Below are 20576 nucleotides of genomic sequence, written 5' to 3'. Positions count from 1 at the left end.
TCTTTTTCCATCAAGCAGCGCCATCTGAGATCGCGCCGTACCCAAAGCACAGTGTTCCTTCATGATGGTACTCAATGCACCACCCTGCTTGGGGTGACCCAATCCAGGTATCCCAGTCGTGGTTGAACAGAGCAAGAGCATTCTGCTGCACCGTCGATAGCTGCATTTGCAAAATGGGATTGCGGGCGTTGAACCAGATCACGGTCACCATTGGATTGCCTAATTGAAACTGCTGGTAAAGTTGCTCGAACGCTGCTACAAGCTGCGGCTCTTTTTGACACGGATAGCAAATACTGCCGGGAACGGTTGCCCAATCAATTTGCGACCACTGCCAAGGGAACGATCGCTTCAACCACTCCCCACAGTCGCTCGCCTGCGGATCATCTGGCAGTAGCCAGGTTACGCGATCGCCTGAAATCCCTAATTGCTCAATCATCTGCTTGGCAAATTGGGTGTCATGCTGCTGCTTCAGTTGACGCAGCTTTTGTCGCAGTTTTGCTTGGCGAGTGTTGCTGTCCATTAATGGGATCTCGCTTTAGTTTAAGGAAGCCAGGGAGTGGGTAGAAACTGGCTGAGCGTATCTCTGATGGCACGATTGGCATTACGGGCAAGGTCGATATGAGGCTCATCCGGTTCAACCGCAATAATTTGGGCAGGTGTCCCTATGCTAAAGCGCTCAATCACCTGGTTTGCAGCCTCAAGCCCAGTCACATAGGCTTTTTCCTGCGACCAGGAACCATGACGAGTAATAATCCAATCCCCACTCATGAATACATTGGTGAAACTCGTCCTTCCAGGCAACATGTACTGATAGCTTCCAGGAGAAAAGTGCGTTACCGCTTTAGGCAATCGGATAACACTGCTATCAATCATCCTGGCATCGTGAAACTGGGGAACACAGGTCGTTAGATCATGGTGTACTTTAGCAATGATGTCTTCGTCATTCATTGGTAACAGTTGATTGGCATGGTAAAAGTCAGCTTCAATGACACTGCCCGGTGCAGCTTTCCATTCGTCGTGCAAGGCGTTGAGATCAAAAAATGTCCATCCGGTAGTGGCATCAAACCCAAAGCAGGCATTCGATGGCAAAGGCACCGAGACTTTGCGATCAAACCAAAGCCTGGTTGCCAGAACATCGATCGCACTCAAATTCATTAGGTTACAGAACTCAGGGAACTGACGCAGCGTCGAACTGCTACTGACAATCTTCTGCATTCCGGTAATCCCAACCGCAAAAATTACCGCATCTGCCTCAAACACTTCTTCCCCGCACACTACGCCCGTCACCTGCGGTTTGGCATTTCCCCTTTCCTCTTGAGTGTGGATGACGACATCGGTCACTCGCCGTTGGGTAAGTACCCGTCCACCCGCGTGCTCAAGTTGCTCTACCCAGGGGCGAAAAATCATTTCTCCCACCGTGCCACGACACCACACCACATCGAAATCGGGTTGATGTGCCAGGATGAAGTAGTACAGCATTCCCAAGGCTGCCGCCGCTGAACAGTGTTCTCCCGGTGCAAACAAGCCCACCAGCAACATTGGCTCAAACGACTCCTTGTAAAGCCGTGCAGACACGCCAAATTGTTTGAAGAGTTCACGAGCCGTGATCGGGTCATACCGTCGCCATGCGGCATCGGAGTTATTAAAATCAACCATCGCATAAAGCAAAGGTAGGGCAGAGAGGCGATCGCTCAAGGGTAGTCGCTTAAATTGGGTATACAAAAAGGTACCTAATGGCATGGGTAGCCGGGGTTCCTGTTGAAAAATCGGCGACTCCACTTCCAAGCCTGCGGGTGAGTATTGAGCGGAGCGCGTCCAAGCGGTAAAGGGGCTTAAGCCCAGTTGCTTTACCAGAGCAAAAATATTGCGGTAGGGATACCAGAAGCCATGAATGCCCGCTTCAACCGAGCGACCCTGTGCCGTTTTCCACCCTGCCACCAACCCACCCGGATAGCCCCCTGCTTCTAGGAGGGTGACATTGTATCCCTGTTGAGCGAGATGGTAGGCGGCTCCTAAGCCAGCCCATCCGGCTCCAACGATAACGACTTTGGGATGCGCTTGAGTTTGATTCATGGGTTACGAGATCTGTTTCACCTGCTCACAGCATAAGGTTTTTGTCCATATCCATGACCTCTAAACATCAATTGCTGCTTTTTAACAGTTCAGCATAGAATCAGAATACTCATCGTTTCAAGACTCCAGTTGTGGAAATTTCAACGTCTTCTTATCTCCAAACCTTGCCTCAAGCTGATGCAGTCGCATTTATTTCATCTCTTCAGAAAGTGAAAGACCACTTGAGTGAAGAACTAAAGTGGATAAATCAACAGGTGGAGCAAAAGACGCTTCAACTGCAAGGGGTCGAGGCTCTACTCTCCGAATTGGTTGCCTTGGGGTTAACTACCTCCCAAGCGCAGAGCGCAATGACTGCGGGTACTGGAAAATCCCCATCTCTAACAGTAGAAACTACAATACTTCCAACCAGCAATGCCGTAAACCTCTCGAATGACCTTGCGAGTCCTGCTGCATCCAATGAAACTGCTTCGTCTGAGTTTAATCCCCCTACTGAAAGTCCGATTGCTACGACTCCTACTCCAACCCAATTGGAACCCAAACCCAAAGGCTCAAAAATTACCTCCTCAAAATCGCAGCCTAAAGCTCAATCAGTCACTGCTGGTAAAACCAGGACCTCGACAGCAAAAAAAGCGAACCTTCCCAATCAATCAACCCTGAAAAAAGACAAATCGAGTAAAACTAAGGAGTTTCGGGAACTCCTGCTACCCAAGTTTGAGGGAAGAACTCTCACCGATGCAGTGAATCAAATTTTAGAAAGCACGACAAAGCCACTGCACCTAAATGAACTGCTCAGTCAAATGTACGGCAGCCTCTCTGCTTCAGACTTTAAGCGAGCGAAAGTGTCATTAGCCAGCGTTCTCTCTATTGGTAAGAAGGAGGGTAAATGGCAGAGCCTGGGGGGAGGTTTATATGCTGCCAACAAAGTTGTCACCGCATGAAAAGTTGATGTTTAGTTACCATCTAACCCAACAGGCACGCTCATCCCCCGCCAAAGCAGTTTGTTCTTCCATTTCAGTTATCTCCTCTGTTGCTCCCCAATTTAACCAGCGGGCACGTTCATCACTGCCGACCGCCCCACCCCAAGAGATCGCCTGCTCAATCATTATCCGAATTTCTTCAACCTTGCCCAGGCAACCTTCTAAAGTTTGCAACATCCCAAATTGCTGAGTGATCTGATCTAGGTTTCCCAGTACCTGACGGGCTTCAAGCTTCATTCCAATAGGCAAAGGGACAGTACTTAAGTACTGCTCAACTGCATCTAAGTAGGGTGAGCTTTCGTAGCCACGCCGAATCGCTCCATTGAGACTGGCTTTGATTTTTTGCAGCGCCATCGTCGCCTGAGTCAAGGTTTGGCGAGAGACAGTGCCCATCTGCGTCACAAACACGCCGCGATCTCGATCAAACCGTATCGCCGTATGGTTAATTACAGGTTCTGCCATTGATGCCAGTTGGTCAATTTTTTCTCGAACTGTCTCAGCATAGTCACTGCCTAACTGATTGAAGTCAAGGAAGATCTGAGGTTGGTCTTCCACCTGCACTGGGCGATACCCTTTGTTGCGCTTCTCAGCGAGGAGCTGGTTTAATTTGTTGTCCGCCAGCGCCACCGAACGACAGGAATAGACATGAGGTTTTTGAGCGTAGTTGACCCGCCCGTACTCTACATACAAAGTGCCATCTGATAGTACCCAGGCTGCCCACTGCTTATTACTATTGGTGGTGGCATTGACACAAATGAGTTTGACGGTGCGGATTGCCTTACTTAAATCGGGACGAGTCCTTGTTGTCATAGCTGAAACTCCAAAACCCAAAATCTAAACTTGTATTAGAATCGAGCGCGGCGATCGGAACTGTATTCTGCTGTTTCTATCGTTTCATCGGCTTCCAGGGAGGCAGGAATGGCAGACTGCCGCGCCCAATCCTCTAGTTGACGTAACTTTTCTTGTTCATCTGGGTTACGGCTCTGCACCGGGGCAACCATTGCTGCCTCAATCAACTCGTCCAGGCTCACCTGTCCGGGACGATCAGCGATAAAGGCGGCTTCAGCACAGGTAATCACCAACTGCTCTAGTTCCGCCCCATTAAACCCATCGGTTGCTACGGCAATTCGAGCGATCGCGTCTGCTGATAATTCAATTCTGCGGCGCTTCAAGTGGACGTTTAGAATCTCGGCTCTGGCTTTCTGGCGCGGTAAGCCCACATAAAACTTGGCATCCCAGCGACCATCGCGCAGGAACTCGGAAGGCAGATGATCCACCCGGTTCGCAGTGGCGGCAACAAAAATCGGGATGCGTTTTTCTCGTTTATCGTTGAGCCATTGCAGGAACGTGCCAAACATTCGCTGACTGGTGCCACCATCCCCGCCCAAGGCATTGACGGCGATCGCGGCAAACTGCTTGTCTAATTCATCAATAAACAGAATACCTGTCTGAGATTCAATCTCCTTCAAAAACCGATCCATATTCTCCTCACTACCGCCCACATGTCGATCCATCATGCGTCCAATGTTCATAACGAAAACTGGCATTTCCCAAGTAGCTGCCATATTCTTCACTGTCAACGTCTTTCCCGTTCCCGGTGGTCCCACAATCAAACAGCCGTTGGGCAGATCCAGCCCATACTCCTGTGCCTTGGGGCTAAACATCTTCGCCTTGCGCTCCAGCCATCGGTCTAAGTTCCCCAGCCCAACCGCTTTGACTGGAGGGGGTTCGAGAATATCAACTCCTCGCTTTCGCAACTTAGCGCTGCGGCGAAGTTTGATAAATTCTCCAGTGCCATCGGTGATCGCCTTATCAGTGATCGCGGCTTCTAGTAACAAATCATCAGCTTCTTCTTTGGTAATCCCGCCCATCGCTCGGATCAGATTTTGCCGTCCCTGGCTCGATAGATTGAATTTCACCTTGCCTTTGGACTGGGCTTTAATATCAGCGAGTCGAAATTCCAGGTTGCTTTCCCGCTCCGCCTCAGTCGGTAGGGGATTATCAATTTCAAAAATCGCACCATCAAAGTGATGACTCAACCGCAGGCGATCGCCCAATAGAATAATGCGCTTATCTGATCGCTTAATCTCCCGGCAGAGGTCAATCAAATCTTGCAGAACAAAGACGTTCGGTTGCATTCCTCCGGGCAGAAACTCCTGCACATTGGCAATCAAAAATAGGGCATGATCTTTAGAGTCGCGAATGAACTGAAATAGCCCAGTCACTGGGTTATCGGTGGTGTAGTCTGGGACTGGAGTTTTCTTGATGCCCGTAATCTTGCCGCTTTTATCACGGGTGAGGCTGACTTCCCGCAATGATTTGCTCAAGTTCCAGTAGTAGGGTTTGTACTCTAGTGGTTGGGCAACTTCTAGCAGTAGTTTAGTGACCAGTTCATCCTCAACGGCGTTTGGACTGTTAATTGCAAGCACGCCCGAAGCGGCATCCAAGCGGTTTCTAATCAGGGAAATATCCAAGGGCATTGAGCAACTCTCCTACAGACTTTGAGTCAGCGTATTAGTCTGAACAATGGGCTGGTCATAAAACTCTGGCTTGGGGGTGAATTTCTCCACTGTGCCCAGTTCTGCCAATGGTTTGGTCAGTGCTTTACAGCCTTCTCCCTGAACTCCTTTGACTTCTGTTTTGATGGACTGACCCAGTTCTAGAGTGATGATAATTGTGGGAGTTTGCATGGTTGTTCTAAGGGATAAATGAATTGGTAGAATGACCCTTAAATGGCGCTGCCAATGGTTTGAAGTTGTTGTTTTGGCTTGATTGTCAACGTAATTTTGTTCTCAATTCGTTGTTCAGTGATGGTGTACTGATTCGCTGGGAACTTCAGCAGTACGGCAGCGCGATCGTGCTCCATCTGAAGTTGCTGATTGAGCAAAATCTTAATTGCGGCATCTTGTAGTTGGGTATAGTCAAACTCTCGCCCAAACTGACTATGACGAATTTCATATGGGTCACACTGAAGGGTGTAGAGATTGGCAACGGCATCCCAAAGAAAGCCGATCGCAGTGCGGTTGTTCATCAACTGCCGATGACGCGCAATCACATGGGCACGGCGAGAATCCCTATAGCTGTTTTGATAGGCGATCGCAGCCGCTTGGATATCTTTAATGCTCATTTCAGGGGTCAGTGTCACCGCTTGCACATCAAATCCCATTGCCTGTAAACCTTTGACAAGAGCTTGTGGGTGATTGAGTTGAGTCCGAATATCGGAGAAGTGAGACATGGCATGGCTCCTCGAAGAAATGGGTGGGTTTGTGATGTGGCAACGAGGACTGAATTGGATGCAGTCTGGCTTAAACAAGCTGTGAGTATAGGTGGGGCGAAAAGATTGCAGGGATGGGATAAATGCGATCGCCGTTAAATGTGAAGAAAAGCAGGTTAGAGGGAGGTATCAAGCCTTTCTTAAGAATACCAGGGTATCCAAGAAATATCAATACAATAGTACTACTTATGGATAGATTTTCTTGTCAGAATGTCAAGCGTTTGTAAAATGCTTTAGGGTGAAGTTAACAGAGCAAATGTATTAGAGCCGCCATGTTGATCGCACACTATCGCGGAAAAGGGAGTAATCCCAACTCCCATCGCAATCTTGAAGGCAATCGCCGCGTTCCTCTTCCCCGGTGGGGTAGCGTCAAGAAAGAGCATGTCTTCGGTTTGACCGATGAAGCATGGGAAGTTTTGCGCCAGTTGTCCGATCAACACGATGTGTCCGTCAGTGATTGGGTTGAGGCGACGGCGCGATTACTGGAGCAGGATAAACAGTTGGGTGAACAGGTGCTTGATTTGCTCCGGGGCAGGTTAGAAAAGTCTGGGCATCCAAAATCCTGACTTCAGGGCATGGGACGAAATATCCTTTAAAGAAGCGGTATTGAGACGTTTGGGGTGGCTGTTGACACTCCCCGGTCTAAAGACGCGGGAATTCTTGAAGAGTCCATAAGCGAACTTTCAAAGGCGCTGTCAAAACGCCCCTACTAACTCCGTTAAGGTCAAGCCCTAACATCGTCGCTACTTTTCTGATGATATTGGCAGCACCATTGCAGTCTGCATTGATATACCAATTTTGTAGACCCGTTCGGTACAAGCCACGTTTAACTCGTCTACCAGATTCTTTCCACTCATCGGGTTTTGCACCGATTGTAGGCAGGAAGTCACGGTCAATAAATGAAGCCTTAGACGTGTAGCTTTCTTCGGTTTCAACGAACTGAAGCCCGTACTGCTCACACAGTTGCTCAATCCGTTTTTTCAGTCTAGCCGTGGGAATCTGCACAAACTTCTGATTGGTCTTTCTTCCCATGCTGGCTGAGTCTTTCTGCCTTTTGTTCCAGCCAAAAACGACGGTGCCAATTCTGTTCTCTAGGCAATGGGTAACGACCAATCGAGCCGCTTTATTGACCGCATCCCGCATCTGTCGATTCCGCTTTTCGGTTATTCGCGCCAACTGATGCGACCAAAACCCGTTAGACTTGCCATCCATCAGGGTTGAAACTCGCTTGTTGTACCACTGGTTGAGCGCTTTCAAATGTCTGCCATCCACGATGAAGCTGCTTCCAACATTGCTTACACAAGTCAGCCAGTTATCTATCCCGTGGTCAATCCCTAAAACTTTTTTAGGGTCAACATCTGAATACACAGCTTCGGTTTTGTAGACAAACTCAGCATAAAACTGACCATTGCGAGGCAAGATTCTAACTTCTCGAACAACTGCGTAGTCTAGGTTCGATGGCATCTGAATTGTGAAATTCTTCACTCCGAACCAAGTTTGAACTTTTTGCCCTAGTGGAATTGAGATTTGACCATCAATCAACTTTTTGCCTAGAGCCTGTTTAGGGTAGGCAATCAAATGAAGCCCGTCCTTTGTGCGGTAGTTGGGAAACTTGGGTCTGTATTCTAGACCGCCCTCTCGGAACAGCTTGATTAAACCCTTGAAAGATTTCACTGACTCACCGACCGCCCCACAAGTTTGTTGAGCCGCTTGAGCGCACAACGCTCCGTAGTGAGGATTTCGCTTCAGTTCGTTGATTAGATCAAACGGACGAACGTAAACCCTAGCCTTGAAGTACATCTGACGAGCGTAGTAAACCGCGCAATTGTGCAGCTTGTTAGACTCTCCACAAATAAACTCCAGAACGGCTTTCAGTTCTTTGTCAGGCTTAATTAAAACCTGCTGGCATCCAAACACTTAACGCCTTTTCTATCTATACGCTATGTTGATTATACAGAACACATCAACAAACTGGTTGCGTTATGGCAAGTTTATCGAAGGAAGATTTAGAGTATCGGCACGAAGGTAACGCCGTCTCTCTAATCAATCTGCACTTTGTGTTTATCCCTAAGCGTCGTAAGGCGGTATTGGTTGGCAAGATTGTGGAACGGCTGCAAGAAATCATTTTTGAATTGGTTGTAGAGCATCGATGGAAGCTTATTGCTCTTGAGGTGATGCCTGATCATGTTCATTTGCTGCTCAACATCAAGCCGACTGATTCAGCTAGCGGAGTGATGAATAAGGTCAAAGGAAGAGCATCACATCACTTGAGATTGGAGTTCCCAGAACTCAAGAAACTTCCTACTCTGTGGACTCCCAGCTACTTTGTGGGAAGTGTAGGCAATGTCTCAACTGAAACGGTCAGAAAATATATTGAAGGGCAAAAGGGGAAATAACTCGCCACCTCAAGGTTGCTGCTGCGTTTCATCCCCGGCTTGAAAGACCGGGGTTCTCACGCGAGGCTTTATAGAAAAAGACTGGAGCGATGCGATGTCTCCGCTTGTGCCCCAGTCCTGATGTATTGAGAACCTGAGAGTCAAGTTTCTCAATGCTGATTTGATACTCAAATTCTTTCAGGATGCTCATTTCTTCATCCCATACACTATCCCAGTTGGGTGGATCGGCGACTGGAACATAGCCAGTCTCAGTGGCAATTTTGTAGAGGATCAGTTCAGAAATGTGATGATCCACATACTCAGGAATCATCAACCTCTTCTCAATCCATTGAGGAAGGATGAATAAATGCCCAGAAGCATCGTAGAGATGTAAAGACACATTTCGAGGAATCTGGGTATTGCCGTAGAGATCGCCGTTGACCGTGAATTGCGTCGAGACAATTTCAACCATGATCCCATACTCGAATCCCCGCCAGGTCTTTGGTTTGCGGTGTGCCCATTCCTCCGGTCGATACGGATCTTTGAGCTTGACGATATCGCCACTTGAAAGAGGGTAATTCATGGGCATTGAACGTTCTCCAAGAAATTGATGGGTCTCATTGGTACGAAGTAGAAGCAGCAGATTTGGCACGTTTTGCCTTGTTGTGGATAATGTGAGGGCTAGAAAGGGATGTCTCTGGGTCTCGTTTGCGGCTCGCCTTCCAATCCCCCCTGGAGAAGTTGAAACCTGGGCTTTTGAGTCGTTGAGTCCGATATTCTCTGGCTTTTTGCTGCAAGCAAATGAAGGACAAGGGTTTCTGCTGATTGTAGGTGGGCGATCGCTTCCTCCCAGTCTTGCTGATGAATGGAGGAATGATTTGCCTCAATCTGCATGGAAACTTCTAACTCGCATATCGTTGCGGCAATATTCATTAAATTTGCCAGATCAGGCATCGTAGTTTGCTCCTGATTTCGCTTGCATGGGCGGTTTTGAAGACGATAGCCTCCGCAAAACTTCTACCGACTTGATCAGCTTTTCCATTGCCTCAGTAATGTTCCTGTCAACCGTCTCTAGGTCCTGAAGCCGTTGCTGAACACGCTCTTGCAATGCAGTTTGAGGTGGAGAGGCTAAAAAAGCTTTGCCGTCTTCAGTTAAACTAAGGCTGGTTAACAATCCTTCTAGCGTAGTTGCTGCCTTTCTCAACGTGTCTTGGGGTGGGTGAAGGTATCCAGAGGATTGCTTGTAAGGAATACCTGGTAGAGTTGGTATATGTGCGGTCATGAAATCTTCCTCACTGCAAAAATGGTTCATCAATGTTGTTGATTGCGGTGGCGATGTGCGACACCACTTCTAAGAGGTTGCTAAACCGGAAGGAGATTGACCGAAACGCTTCGCCTTTGATCCAGTAGTTCAGGCAGGAGGCGACACTGAGCAGCACTTCTTTATCGTCAAAGGCTGTCGTTGTGGCACTACTGCTGACCAGCGCCTCGATGTTGGCATCGTGTAATGTTGCCCAATCAGCATTAACTCGTTGAAGCTGATACGCGATCGTGCCTAACAGCCAGGATAATCGCCATATTTGTTTGTTCATCGACTGGAATAAATCAGCCTTGCTCTCTACTTTCGCAAAGGCGATGTATCGGACGGCAGCAAGCACGAATGGAAAGTCTTCGTTTTCCTCGCAATTGGGTTCAGGCGATGGAAGGATTCCCTGTTCGTATAAATGCTTGACCAGAGCCGCAATTACTTCGGATCTTTGTACAGATTCCTCAGCCCATTGAGGATTAAGAGGTTGTTGCGTCATGATTATCTTCTCCGGCTGAAATCGGACTGTTGCTGCGTTGATTGATTTATGTGCGGTGTCGAGTATATTGAGAGGCAATCGTGAATCATCATCGTCGATCTGATAGCACCAGTTAAGAACCTGTTGAAATGCGTCCAGGGCTTGGTGGATGATTTGGCGATCGACCGGGTTAAGTTCTTGCATCGTAATGAGTTTTAAGTGAAGGGTGATGGAGTAACATCTTTTGAATCGGGATGTTGCTGCAATGTGGATCAGTCGAAAATTGTGTCTTTCTCGTAGCGATAGCACTTTCTATCAATCGTAATCAGTGCTTTCTCTCCATCGGCGTACAGAATTTCTGGAGCCTCATCAAGTGTGTTTAATGTCTTTTGATTCAGGAATTCAAAATGCTCTGGATGTGCGTGGAAGTGATCTAATATGGCTAATTGAATTCCTGCTTGCTCGTAGCTCAACTGGGGGTTGTTTGGAATCAACGCGATCGCTTGCAGTAGTTTCTGCTTTCCCAACTCCTCCAACAACTCATACATATCTTCTTGGGGAGTTATTTGGGTGGAAATTTCCTGTTGAGGCTTGTAGTGCTGTCGTAAGACGGCTAGCTGGAATAATGTCAATTTGATTTTGGGTAGGGTTGTAGTCACTGTATTTCCTCTAAATGACTGTATTTCCTCTAAATCGACGTTCCTGGTAGGCGGACTCTCTACCAGGAACGTCGATTTGTAATGAACAGCATTCAGGCTTGTTGTTCACGGGCAGATTGTTCTTGCCCAGCGCGAATCATGGTTGAAACTCTGGGATGATTAAACGGCACCATGAGCAATCTCAGCGCTCCGAACAACTCACCGTAAGCCCCACTCAACTCATCTGCAATCACCTGGTATTGCAGACAATTTTGGTTGATGCTGGTGTTGCTTGCCTCCTGGAATGCAGCAAATGATGTTTCAACCGCGTTCAGCAATTGTTGGTAGTGGCTGAATGCTTGTGCCATTTCCCGTTGGGCATCCGACATTTTTTTCAGTGCGTGTTGATTCAAATTCGGTTCCATCGATTTACTCCTTCTTCGTTTAGGTCTAGACAGTACGCGAGTTCGCAATGGGTCTCGGTCAGGAACTTCGCTGTGATGAGGGTGAATGTGCAGGCTTGACTTACCTGCGGCAACTTTCATGCCGACGATCGCGATCGTCAGCCAAACAAAAAATTTCATGTAGACAAACCCAGTCAGTGATAGAGGAAGAGCTAAAAAACGGCTCTCTGGTTGATGCGGTGCAACTATCGAACTTTGAAGCGAATGTCATCCAGGCACTCTTGAATTCTCGCTTCAAGGTCTGGATGTTTAAGCAACCAATCCAGTAGTTGATCGGTGACGATCGGGATTTCTTCTGTTGTGATTGGTGTTCCCGTAGAGTCTTTAGCCTTTTCTAGAACCCTAACCAATTGTTGGATAGAAGTATCCGTTGCCAGAGGCTTACTGGTTGTTGTGCTTATTGTTAACATGGCTACTCTTGTGATTTGAGAGCATTTTCTGGCGTAATTGCTGCTGTGGGTTCTTGCCGCAGCACTTGCAGATAGACTGTGGTTGCGATCGCTCGGTGATCTCGATGCTCGGCGAGATCGTTAATTTTGCCTTTTACAGTTTCCAAACAAAACCGAAATAAGTCAGCATGATCACATACAGCAGCCGATAGCTGACGTTTCTGGTCATCTGTCCAAAGCGGTGGTGCATCGGGTCGCTGTGGAATAGCGGGCGGTGTAGTTGAAGCACTCGCAGTGGGTGGAGAAGTGTTTTGAGTGTCCAGCAGCACAATGTTATGTTTGACATTGCCGTTCTTATCACTCCCTGCTGGAATCAGTTGCACTATTACTCCCTTGCGTAGGGGTTTTGTCTCTTCATCGCTCAAAGACTTCCATATCTTGGCTGCTTCTGATCCTTCGGGTTGAGACTGATCTAGAAATAGCACGGAGCGGTACGGTCCATAATCCCCGTCCTTCAACTTTCCGACCACTTCAACCTTTGCGCTGATTGGGCTGACGACTTTTGCCATTGCTAAAAGCTCCTGATTCAGGTGAACTAGAAGGGGCAATAGCGCCCCTCCTTGGTTTGCTGCTCTAAAACTCAAAAAACGGAACGTTTGCAAAAATTGCACTGTTCAAGTCGCTTGTTGCATTCGCTCTGTACGTTCCTTCTGGGTAAACTGCAATCTCTCCCTCAAAGCGAACACCTTCGCGCAGGGCGCTCATCCAGCCATCCATGTAAACTTGATTATTCGGTTGTGTCGGCATCTTCCCGAAAGCAAAATCTGCTTTGCCTTCGTAGAAGTCGGGTTCGATGGCTTCCAAAACTTGCTGATCTCGTTGATCCCGATCAGCAAAGCAACAGTCAGTGATAAATGACATACTCAGAACATCCTTTTCTAATTCTAAGGTCGGGCATTTCTGGTGAAGTGCTCTCTTTTTTGTGTTTAAGGGCACTGGCAACAAAGCGCTTGTATTCTGCTGTTCCGCCAAGCGGTTTCTTCAGTCCGTCCGCCGGGGTGTCGCTCCCCTTTTTCACGGGTCATACTCTCTGGGAAGAGTGGCGGGCGCTCTTGAAGCAGTTGCGCTCTCTGCTGCTCTGTTGTCTTATCTATATTATACACACTATGTTGATAAAACAACGCTCTTTTTCAGAAAAGTGTGTAAAAATTGGATGATTTTAGCTAGAAAATTATCGACCGTAGATGTAGGCATTGTGCAGATGCCATTTGCGCCAGATCCGAGAAGCTGGATAATGAGGAGAACTCGTATGGTTTTAGTGATGGCTGGGAAAAAGTCGGGTTCTGGTAAAGCTGGCACTGGCGACGGCAGGGGAAAGCACCGCAACCCAAAGTCTTTGGCGAATTTGAACCGTGAAGGCAGGCAGCTTGCGTATGAAGGGGAGGAAAAGAAGCGGCATAATGTTTCTGTGACCGGCAAAGGGTGGGAGGGATTTAGCCAGATCGCCGATCGCATCGGTCGCTCTAACTCAGATTTGATCGAGGCTCAGGGGCGGGGAGAACTCGACTTGATGATGACGATCGAGCAGCTATGCGGCACCGAGACATTAAAAAAGCTGGATCTGACTCCAGCTCAACTGATGCAACTGCCAATTATTGAGGTTCTCCATCGTCTTTCTCGCGTCCAGTAGAACTGATACCAATTTAAATGGTGCTAATGACAGATAGTGCATCTAGGATAAAGGGATAACCTGTGAGAGAAGCAACCACTTGAGGGGTTAGCTGAGACAAGAGGTGATCAACCTTTGTTTGCAGTTGCTCCAGCGTTTTGAACGAAGCCCACTTGAGATCTGCCTTGAGATGTTCCCACAAGCGCTCTATTGGATTTAGCTCAGGACAGTAGGGCGGTTGAAACACCAAGATAATGTTCTCTGGCACAATCAGGTCTTTGCCTTTGTGAAAGCGTCCGTTATCCACTTGCAGCAGGTTGAGGCTGTCAGGATAAGCTTTGGAGAACTCATCCAAGAACCATTGGTAGCAGTCGGTATCAACATGAGAGAACTGCAAGAAAAAGGATGCTCCAGTGGCAGGTTCCACCGCGCCATACAGCCAGAATGCTTTGAATATCGACTGCCATGCCCCAATCGGTTTCACCCCAAACGCTGTAATCAATCGTCCGATGAGGGTATGCAGTCCAAAGCGGCTCTCATCTTGGGCAAAGTAGCGAATCGGTCGCTCATCTTGGCGCACTTGCCGATAGTACTGGCTCAACAAATCGAGGTCGCCCTTGAGGTTTGCTTAAAAGCTTCTCGCTGCTCTCGGTTCTGCTTAATGTGTTGAGGACGGGCGACCTTAAGTTTCGCTTTGAGGCGGTAGCGCGTCATCTGGTAGACCGCATGATACTCGGCTTCTACCCCTAAACTCTCCAACAGCCATTGCTGCACTGCCCCATAACTGTCAAACCCATTGCTCGGTTCTTGCAATCGTTTGGCTAATGCCACTTCTGCCCACATCGGAATCACTCGGTTGCCTCCTCCGGGAATGGGTTTAACGACTAGCAAGGCTTCGAGTCCTTGCGCTCGGTACACCGCTAACCACTTTTGTACGGTGCCCCGATGTCTGCCAATCGCAATCGCTATCTGGCTGATACTCGGTGCTTGTGCTTGTTTGAGCCAGTACAACACTTGCAACCGTTCTTTGTGGATCGGTTGTTCAACTTCTCGTAACCGTTTGCCTAACTCCTCAAGGCTTTCTTTGATTGCAATCGCGCTGACTCCAGCCATCATTAGACCTCATCTCTACACCCCTTAGTTTATCTGATCTGTAGCTACCTTGATTTAATTTGGTATGAATTAGGGAGTAAAGTAGAAACGCACACTTCCGCAAAGCTCGAATGGCTGTAAATCGTGACAAACCAGATCTTTGGAAAGCAGACATAGCCCAGTCTGTGGATATGTATAATTCTTGGTTCATGGATTTCGCGCCGCAAGCATTTCGTGATACCCGTATTAAAGTTACTGAAGTTGTAGCCTCGACTTTGAAGACGACCAATAATCTCAAAGCATTGCAACCAGAGATTCTTCGGCAGAATCCAGGTATACTACCGACTCTCAGAATGTGTACCTGTCCACCGATTGCTAGAGATCGGCTCATTGGGTTAGCGAACGTAGCTAAAGGCGTTGTAGATCGTATGGAAGTCGCAGGAAAATTACCTGTTCGGCTAACAGAGGATCGTCTTGATGAAGAACTAAGAAAAATTACTGATATTCTTACAAGGCTTGCTGACCGAGATATCTTCCCTTGGCTAGACACAAATCAAACACCTTTGGAAAGCGAAATCTATCGTGCAGCTACGATTGTTGCAGATCGTTTATGTGGTTCATCGGCAGATCCGATTGTTCGCAATGCTCAAGAGGCAAGACAATTAAGGGAAATTGCAGCATGGCTTGATGGACGGGAGTATCGTTTATTGCCCACCAACCAACGAGTAAAGTTTGATGAAATGCTGCCAGGAACCTACAGTTTTCGGCTAAACATCCCTGTCTACTTGGCGGAGGAAGGTGGGAAGACGGTAAATATCCCAGTTGATGTAGTTATTATGCGTAAAACTGCTCAACCCGGCGATCGCCCTTTATTGGTAGAGGCAAAGTCGGCGGGAGACTTTACAAATGTCAATAAACGCCGAAAGGAAGAAGCTCGAAAAGTTCAGCAGTTAAATGCCACCTATGGTAATACAATTGAATTTGTTTTATTCCTATGTGGCTACTTTGACAGTGGCTACTTAGGTTATGAAGCTGCCGAGGGTATAGATTGGGTCTGGGAACATCGTATCAATGATTTTGCAGAATTTGGATTGTAAGCAGTCTTTTAGTGTTGACTTAACGGAAGCTGAGAGGGTGATTGAGCAAGGCCAACTTGATGCTTCTAAAAATTCTGTGGAGCGTAATCGATTGGGGCAATTTGCTACACCCAACTCGCTTGCAATTGAGATTCTTAAGTACTCTAAGTCTTTACTTCCGGCTAGTGAAGAAATTCATTTTTTAGATCCGGCGATCGGTACTGGTTCATTCTATTCAGCATTGCTGCAATCATTTCTACCCGAACAAATCAAAAGTGCCGTTGGCTATGAAATTGATCAAAACTATGCTGACGTAGCACTCAAATTATGGGCTAAAACCCCTCTTAAGCTTCATGTTGCAGATTTCACAGAAAGTGTTCCACCCCAAGATAAAGTTCTTAGACCTAATCTGTTGATTTGCAACCCGCCGTATGTACGTCACCACCATTTATCAAGTGAGAAGAAGCTTTCTCTTAAAGAACTAGGAATAAAAACTACAGGCATCGAACTGAGCGGTCTAGCAGGTCTCTACTGTTACTTCTTACTAGCAGCACATGGATGGATGGCACGGGATGGTCTAGCCTGCTGGATAATTCCTTCTGAATTTATGGATGTGAATTATGGGAAACAGATCAAGAACTATCTACTCGATCAAGTGACTCTACTGCGAGTGCATCGATTTGCTCCTGATGACTTGCAGTTTGATGATGTTCTAGTTTCTACAGCAGTGGTTTGGTTTAGAAACATAAAACCGAGTCATGACTATTGGGTGGATTTTACTTATGGAGGAACTATCAACCGCCCAATTTGTTCAAAACACATCTCATCGAAGACGCTAAAAGAGTTATCAAAATGGAATTACACCTCAATTTCGTTACCTCAAAGAGATAGTACTCAAGCAGAAACTAAGCTGTCTGATTTATTTGAGATTAAACGAGGAGTTGCTACTGGAGCGAATGACTTCTTTATTCTCACACCTGAGCAGATTAATGATATTCGCATTCCATCTGAGCTTTTAACCCCCATTCTTCCAAGCCCTCGATATTTATTAGATGATGAAATATTTTCAGATGAGCAAGGCAATCCGAAGCTTGAACATAAACTTTTCTTGCTAACTTGTAAGCAACCAATGGAATGGATGCAAGTTAAGTATCCTTCGGTTTGGAACTACCTCCGGCAAGGCGAAAACATTGGCTTATCACATCGTTATTTATGTAAACATCGCTCGCTGTGGTATTTGCAAGAAACTAGAAATCCTGCAATGTTTTTATGTCCATACATGGGGCGGCATAAGTCTAGGAGCAGCAAACCTTTTCGATTTATCCTTAATCACTCTAAAGCGATTGCACCTAATGTTTATCTTATGATGTACCCAAAAGTACAATTGAAAACACTATTGTCGAATAATTCTGAACTGATAAAGTCTGTTTGGAACGCCTTAAATTCAATTCCTATACAAAGCTTGATTCACGAAGGACGAGTTTACGGGGATGGGTTGCATAAGTTGGAACCTAGAGAGTTAGCGAACGTGCCAGCAGATCTTCTACTCCAAGCTTTAGAAAAACTGTAGCCGTCGCGCTCAACGTTCCGATTGAAGCAGATTATAAATGTCGGTATGTAGTACAGGTACTAGCAGATGCTTAACCGAAACGTTAAGGGTTCATAATAGTTGCAATCGCGATCGCCACATCAGGAAAGCATGGAAATCTTTCTACTGATGGAGGTCTGTTGAGAAGTCTGTTCACCATTTTGTGGGTCACGAAACATTACCACCGAACCCATTGAGCGCGTTCTTCGCCGGAAAATCGAGTCTCGTCGATTTCTGTTGCTGGATTAGAACTGGAGTCACCAGAGTCTCCCCACCGGAGCCATCGGGCACGTTCATCACTGCCAACCTCACTGCCGTTGGAGATCGCCGTTTCAATTAGCGTCCGAACCTCCTGGAGAGACAAGACCCACTCTAGCTCGTCAGCAGGTCAGACAGTATGTGTATGCGTATGCGGCAGTGGCTCCCAGTTTAGGACTGATGTGTTGCTTAATCTTGCCCGATGCCAACACTGCGATGATGAGTCTATTTTTGGCGCAGTTGTCCATCGAGTTTGCTGCTTACTTCATCATTTTGCAGGTGGATAGAGCGGCTTGGCATCGAGCGAAACATCTGGATATTCCAGAGAACATCCGCTTGCTCGCTCAACCTGCTTACAGTCCTGAAGTGATGCCCGTGGAACATCTGTGGGAAGAGATGCGCGAAAAGCATTTTAACAATCGCATCTTCAACAGTTTAGATGCCGTTGAAAACGCCTTATGCAAGGCGTTTAACGACCTGATTGCAGCCCCAGAGCAAGTCCGCTCAACGACCTTCTTTCCACATCTGAGAACTACTTTTTAAAATGCAACTTGGTATCAAGTATGGAATTCCAGGGCAGACTCATGGGGATATTGTGCGTCAGGCAATCCTGCTGGCTGCACGAACCAAGGACTGGCGCTTACGGCTGGAGCCAGAATTTCGCTTTCTAGTCTTGCGGCGAAAGAATTACCGTTACCCGGATCTGGAATCGGATATTTTCACGGTGTCCATTGATGGCGAAGAGAAACGGCTCATTTTTCTGTTCGATTGCAAAGACCCGATCGTGTAAGAAGATGACGTGAAGGAGTGCGTCTATGATCGCAAGTACCTGAGCCTTGCACGGCGAAAGTATGGGGTTGATTATGCGTTCTTGATCCTCTTTGCCCCCTTTGGAGCCAGTCCCTATGCCCAGCAGTACATCCAGGAGTCGCTTGCACCAGAAGATAGTAGGGCAATTCGGATTATTACAGTCAAACAATTTTTTCAGTTTCTCAATGACAGGGTGGCTGAAAATATGGAGAATTCAACCAAAAAGGCATCCATTACGAAGGAGATTAATCGGTTCTTGAATTACGAATTTCCCAAACCACCGCAGCAGCTACCCAACAACTAGCGTTAAAACTATCAGCAACAGTTTGTTATCGATACAAAGTGGAGAAGTTAGAGAAAGTCATCTCATTAAATTGAAATGATATCGGTGATTGGTTGCTTTCCTCTGTGCCTGAGATTGTGTCGTTCTGCTTCAATTTGGTGATATTGATGGTGGTGGTCAATTTCATCCCTCCTTGCTTGCAGAATTTGTTCAATTTTTCGTTGGCTTTTGACAAATGATTTCAGCACATTGATCGTAATTGCCCACTTCTGGTCATGCGGTAGTTCTGGGATGCTATTGTGCTTAACAATTTCATCAATTGCCCGATTGATAATTCCATCGGTTTCCGTTGACCGCATCCTGCGCTTCTGATGTGGCTCATCTTCTGATGTTTGCTCATCCACCTGTTGAGGTTTCATCTCCTTAAAACCAGGCAGTTTAGGGGCTGTAAACCGGGGTGCGATTGGTTGAGCTTGGGCAGATTGAGGTTGCATTTGAACTTGAATGAACTGAGTCATGACATCCACCAGCTTGTCGATCTTCATCTCCAACCCACCAACTACCGTTGCCTGTTCTAACGATCGCTTCTCTGGTTCGACATTTGGCTCTTGTTCAACGGTACGTGCAGCTTCGCAGATACCGCGAGGGTCGCTTTCTTGGTCTTCTTCTGCTTCCGCTGTGTGGTCGCTCTCCTGCCCCTGTTCCTCTATTTCTTCCGTTTCAATCGAGATCCCTGACTCTTCTCGCTCCGCTTCCAACCGATCCTTCACCCACCCCAGTAGAAGTCCCACTTTTTCCGGCTGGGGTAACTCCCCATCCAATCCCAACCGTTCAAAGATGTCATGGAGCAACGATTTATCGTCCTGCCACACGCGGACGGATGATGCCTGCTTTCTGCTTTTCTTCGGTGGCAAGTCTTCCAATAGTTCGACTACTTCATCGACCCTAAACGCCTCAATCATCTCGATGCCTCCAACCCCTAGTTTGATGCCCTTGCGCTTGCCCCCATAGTTCGCGATCACCTTATCTGCAATTTCGTAATCCGAGTAATGTCTGCTTGCTGCGAGGGATCGCCTCAATTCCGGATTGTTTTCATCGAGCACCGCAAAGTGCCCTTGAATGTGCGCTTTAAATTCCGTTTCATTGACACGAGGGGGACAGTACCAGAAGGTCGAGATCGTGGCGTAGATACTTCTGAAGAGATGGGTATAGAGATTATCCTTTCCCTCCCTGACTGGCACCCAATCAGCAAAGTGGCGATCGCACGCTCTAGCAACTGCCTGTCCATATTTACTATTAACAGCCTGCGGCGATAACCCTTTCACCTCCGGCAATTCGTGTCTGACCTTTTCCAACGCCTTACAAACCTTTTTTGCGGTTGTCAACGTTGGGATTTCAAAACTGAGGATTTGTGTTTCCCCCCGTCGTTTGAGTGCCCCTGTAAAGGTGACACTCCACTGAGTCTTGGGCACAAACTCTGCGGTTGAGAGGATTTCAGAACTGCGTCTACCCGTCAACACCGATAAACCCGCTGCCACCTCCGCCCACTCTGGGGAGTCCAGTAGTCTGACCGCCTGAGCAACGATCGCATCCGGATTGTCCAAGAATTGCACCTGTTCATTGCGATCGCTCACCACCCCTTGCTTCTCATGATTAATTTGGACATATTCCTCAGTCGAAAACCGCATGGACTCCAATGCGAAATGGTCTTCTCCTAACTGGTCTTTAATTACCCTGCGCGTTCTATCCATCAGGGACTGCTGCTGTTTGAGCGTCCGCAGCCCATGCTGTGCCCACTGTTGTTTCATCCAATCCGCCCATTTTTT

29 protein-coding genes are annotated in these 20576 nt (G+C 47.4%); 9 read left to right on the top strand and 20 right to left on the bottom strand.

The window, feature by feature from the left end:
- Positions 1-10: 10 nt before the first annotated feature.
- Both AC1S5B_RS18300 and AC1S5B_RS18295 read right to left on the bottom strand, forming a co-directional pair.
- Positions 11-520 carry a hypothetical protein gene (locus AC1S5B_RS18300; protein WP_482037139.1) on the bottom strand — a complete coding sequence of 170 codons (510 nt, stop codon included), beginning with the start codon at positions 518-520 and terminating at the stop codon, positions 11-13.
- Between the two features lie 20 nt (positions 521-540).
- Positions 541-2073 (bottom strand): hydroxysqualene dehydroxylase, encoded by a 1533-nt coding sequence (locus tag AC1S5B_RS18295; RefSeq protein WP_482037138.1) that lies wholly within the window; start codon positions 2071-2073, stop codon positions 541-543.
- Positions 2074-2204: 131 nt separating this feature from the next.
- Between AC1S5B_RS18295 and AC1S5B_RS18290 the strand changes: the two genes are divergently transcribed.
- Positions 2205-3011: a hypothetical protein gene (locus AC1S5B_RS18290; protein WP_482037137.1), complete on the top strand. Its 807-nt coding sequence runs from the start codon at positions 2205-2207 to the stop codon at positions 3009-3011.
- 15 nt (positions 3012-3026) lie between these two features.
- Here the strand turns inward: AC1S5B_RS18290 and AC1S5B_RS18285 are convergent, their stop codons facing one another.
- From AC1S5B_RS18285 to AC1S5B_RS18270, 4 genes are read right to left on the bottom strand one after another with little or no spacing between them, the layout of a single operon-like run.
- The gene (locus AC1S5B_RS18285; RefSeq protein WP_482037136.1) at positions 3027-3860 is read right to left on the bottom strand and encodes a WGR domain-containing protein; all 834 of its coding nucleotides are present in this window, start codon (positions 3858-3860) and stop codon (positions 3027-3029) included.
- 35 nt (positions 3861-3895) lie between these two features.
- Positions 3896-5530 carry an AAA family ATPase gene (locus AC1S5B_RS18280; protein WP_482037135.1) on the bottom strand — a complete coding sequence of 545 codons (1635 nt, stop codon included), beginning with the start codon at positions 5528-5530 and terminating at the stop codon, positions 3896-3898.
- A gap of 12 nt (positions 5531-5542) precedes the next feature.
- Positions 5543-5740, bottom strand: a complete 198-nt coding sequence (locus tag AC1S5B_RS18275; RefSeq protein WP_171576491.1) for a DUF2997 domain-containing protein — start codon at positions 5738-5740, stop codon at positions 5543-5545.
- A 38-nt stretch (positions 5741-5778) separates the two neighbouring features.
- A complete protein-coding gene (locus AC1S5B_RS18270) occupies positions 5779-6285 on the bottom strand; it encodes a hypothetical protein (RefSeq protein ID WP_482037134.1) in 507 nt (168 codons plus the stop codon).
- Between the two features lie 311 nt (positions 6286-6596).
- Here AC1S5B_RS18270 and AC1S5B_RS18265 point away from each other — a divergent pair, with 311 nt between their 5' ends.
- Positions 6597-6890, top strand: a complete 294-nt coding sequence (locus AC1S5B_RS18265) for a hypothetical protein (protein WP_482037133.1) — start codon at positions 6597-6599, stop codon at positions 6888-6890.
- A 76-nt stretch (positions 6891-6966) separates the two neighbouring features.
- Here the strand turns inward: AC1S5B_RS18265 and AC1S5B_RS18260 are convergent, their stop codons facing one another.
- A complete protein-coding gene (locus AC1S5B_RS18260) occupies positions 6967-8241 on the bottom strand; it encodes an RNA-guided endonuclease InsQ/TnpB family protein (protein WP_482037132.1) in 1275 nt (424 codons plus the stop codon).
- A gap of 65 nt (positions 8242-8306) precedes the next feature.
- Between AC1S5B_RS18260 and tnpA the strand changes: the two genes are divergently transcribed.
- Positions 8307-8720 (top strand): IS200/IS605 family transposase, encoded by a 414-nt coding sequence (tnpA, locus tag AC1S5B_RS18255; protein ID WP_482037131.1) that lies wholly within the window; start codon positions 8307-8309, stop codon positions 8718-8720.
- A 28-nt stretch (positions 8721-8748) separates the two neighbouring features.
- On the opposite strand, the gene AC1S5B_RS18250 is transcribed toward tnpA, so the two are convergent.
- The 9 genes from AC1S5B_RS18250 to AC1S5B_RS18210 form a co-directional block, all read right to left on the bottom strand.
- Positions 8749-9288 (bottom strand): hypothetical protein, encoded by a 540-nt coding sequence (locus AC1S5B_RS18250; protein ID WP_482037130.1) that lies wholly within the window; start codon positions 9286-9288, stop codon positions 8749-8751.
- Positions 9289-9380: 92 nt separating this feature from the next.
- Complete coding sequence (locus tag AC1S5B_RS18245; protein ID WP_482037129.1) at positions 9381-9653, bottom strand: hypothetical protein; 273 nt, start codon at positions 9651-9653, stop codon at positions 9381-9383.
- On the bottom strand, positions 9646-9981 hold the full coding sequence (locus AC1S5B_RS18240) for a hypothetical protein (protein WP_482037128.1): 336 nt from the start codon (positions 9979-9981) through the stop codon (positions 9646-9648). Before AC1S5B_RS18240 ends, AC1S5B_RS18245 begins: the two co-directional genes overlap by 8 nt.
- Before the next feature lie 10 nt (positions 9982-9991).
- On the bottom strand, positions 9992-10687 hold the full coding sequence (locus tag AC1S5B_RS18235) for a hypothetical protein (protein WP_482037127.1): 696 nt from the start codon (positions 10685-10687) through the stop codon (positions 9992-9994).
- A 68-nt stretch (positions 10688-10755) separates the two neighbouring features.
- The gene (locus tag AC1S5B_RS18230) at positions 10756-11142 is read right to left on the bottom strand and encodes a hypothetical protein (RefSeq protein WP_482037126.1); all 387 of its coding nucleotides are present in this window, start codon (positions 11140-11142) and stop codon (positions 10756-10758) included.
- Positions 11143-11234: 92 nt separating this feature from the next.
- Positions 11235-11705 (bottom strand): hypothetical protein, encoded by a 471-nt coding sequence (locus tag AC1S5B_RS18225; RefSeq protein WP_482037125.1) that lies wholly within the window; start codon positions 11703-11705, stop codon positions 11235-11237.
- A gap of 65 nt (positions 11706-11770) precedes the next feature.
- On the bottom strand, positions 11771-11995 hold the full coding sequence (locus AC1S5B_RS18220; protein WP_482037124.1) for a hypothetical protein: 225 nt from the start codon (positions 11993-11995) through the stop codon (positions 11771-11773).
- Between the two features lie 2 nt (positions 11996-11997).
- Positions 11998-12543 (bottom strand): hypothetical protein, encoded by a 546-nt coding sequence (locus tag AC1S5B_RS18215; RefSeq protein ID WP_482037123.1) that lies wholly within the window; start codon positions 12541-12543, stop codon positions 11998-12000.
- 64 nt (positions 12544-12607) lie between these two features.
- Positions 12608-13006 (bottom strand): hypothetical protein, encoded by a 399-nt coding sequence (locus tag AC1S5B_RS18210; RefSeq protein WP_482037122.1) that lies wholly within the window; start codon positions 13004-13006, stop codon positions 12608-12610.
- A 277-nt stretch (positions 13007-13283) separates the two neighbouring features.
- Here AC1S5B_RS18210 and AC1S5B_RS18205 point away from each other — a divergent pair, with 277 nt between their 5' ends.
- Entirely contained in the window at positions 13284-13664 is a 381-nt protein-coding gene (locus AC1S5B_RS18205; RefSeq protein ID WP_482037121.1) for a hypothetical protein, read from the top strand.
- Between the two features lie 13 nt (positions 13665-13677).
- Here AC1S5B_RS18205 and AC1S5B_RS18200 read toward each other — a convergent pair whose 3' ends face one another.
- The gene (locus AC1S5B_RS18200; protein WP_482037120.1) at positions 13678-14244 is read right to left on the bottom strand and encodes an IS630 family transposase; all 567 of its coding nucleotides are present in this window, start codon (positions 14242-14244) and stop codon (positions 13678-13680) included.
- Positions 14241-14759, bottom strand: coding sequence for a helix-turn-helix domain-containing protein (locus tag AC1S5B_RS18195; RefSeq protein ID WP_482037119.1), 519 nt, complete (start codon positions 14757-14759; stop codon positions 14241-14243). Before AC1S5B_RS18195 ends, AC1S5B_RS18200 begins: the two co-directional genes overlap by 4 nt.
- Before the next feature lie 107 nt (positions 14760-14866).
- Here AC1S5B_RS18195 and AC1S5B_RS18190 point away from each other — a divergent pair, with 107 nt between their 5' ends.
- Together AC1S5B_RS18190 and AC1S5B_RS18185 are read left to right on the top strand one after the other, a co-directional pair.
- On the top strand, positions 14867-15832 hold the full coding sequence (locus tag AC1S5B_RS18190; RefSeq protein ID WP_482037118.1) for a XamI family restriction endonuclease: 966 nt from the start codon (positions 14867-14869) through the stop codon (positions 15830-15832).
- Complete coding sequence (locus AC1S5B_RS18185; RefSeq protein WP_482037117.1) at positions 15807-17381, top strand: Eco57I restriction-modification methylase domain-containing protein; 1575 nt, start codon at positions 15807-15809, stop codon at positions 17379-17381. The genes AC1S5B_RS18190 and AC1S5B_RS18185 overlap by 26 nt, the downstream gene beginning before the upstream one ends.
- 196 nt (positions 17382-17577) lie before the next feature.
- On the opposite strand, the gene AC1S5B_RS18180 is transcribed toward AC1S5B_RS18185, so the two are convergent.
- The gene (locus tag AC1S5B_RS18180; RefSeq protein WP_482037116.1) at positions 17578-17763 is read right to left on the bottom strand and encodes a hypothetical protein; all 186 of its coding nucleotides are present in this window, start codon (positions 17761-17763) and stop codon (positions 17578-17580) included.
- Positions 17764-17798: 35 nt separating this feature from the next.
- On the opposite strand from AC1S5B_RS18180, the gene AC1S5B_RS18175 reads away from it, so the two are divergent.
- Genes AC1S5B_RS18175 through AC1S5B_RS18165 form a run of 3 tightly spaced genes read left to right on the top strand, consistent with a single transcriptional unit; the run spans position 17799 to position 18771 of the window.
- Positions 17799-18200 carry a transposase gene (locus tag AC1S5B_RS18175; protein WP_482037115.1) on the top strand — a complete coding sequence of 134 codons (402 nt, stop codon included), beginning with the start codon at positions 17799-17801 and terminating at the stop codon, positions 18198-18200.
- 1 nt (position 18201) lies between these two features.
- Positions 18202-18447 (top strand): hypothetical protein, encoded by a 246-nt coding sequence (locus AC1S5B_RS18170; RefSeq protein WP_482037114.1) that lies wholly within the window; start codon positions 18202-18204, stop codon positions 18445-18447.
- A 9-nt stretch (positions 18448-18456) separates the two neighbouring features.
- Positions 18457-18771 (top strand): hypothetical protein, encoded by a 315-nt coding sequence (locus tag AC1S5B_RS18165; protein WP_482037113.1) that lies wholly within the window; start codon positions 18457-18459, stop codon positions 18769-18771.
- Between the two features lie 65 nt (positions 18772-18836).
- On the opposite strand, the gene AC1S5B_RS18160 is transcribed toward AC1S5B_RS18165, so the two are convergent.
- Positions 18837-20576: protelomerase family protein (locus AC1S5B_RS18160; RefSeq protein ID WP_482037112.1), on the bottom strand; the 1740-nt coding region annotated here is incomplete at its 5' end.

Source organism: Leptolyngbya sp. CALU 1928 (assembly GCF_056784215.1).
The sequence above is the reverse complement of the archived record's forward strand: the minus strand, read 5'-3'. Positions and strand labels throughout refer to the sequence as shown.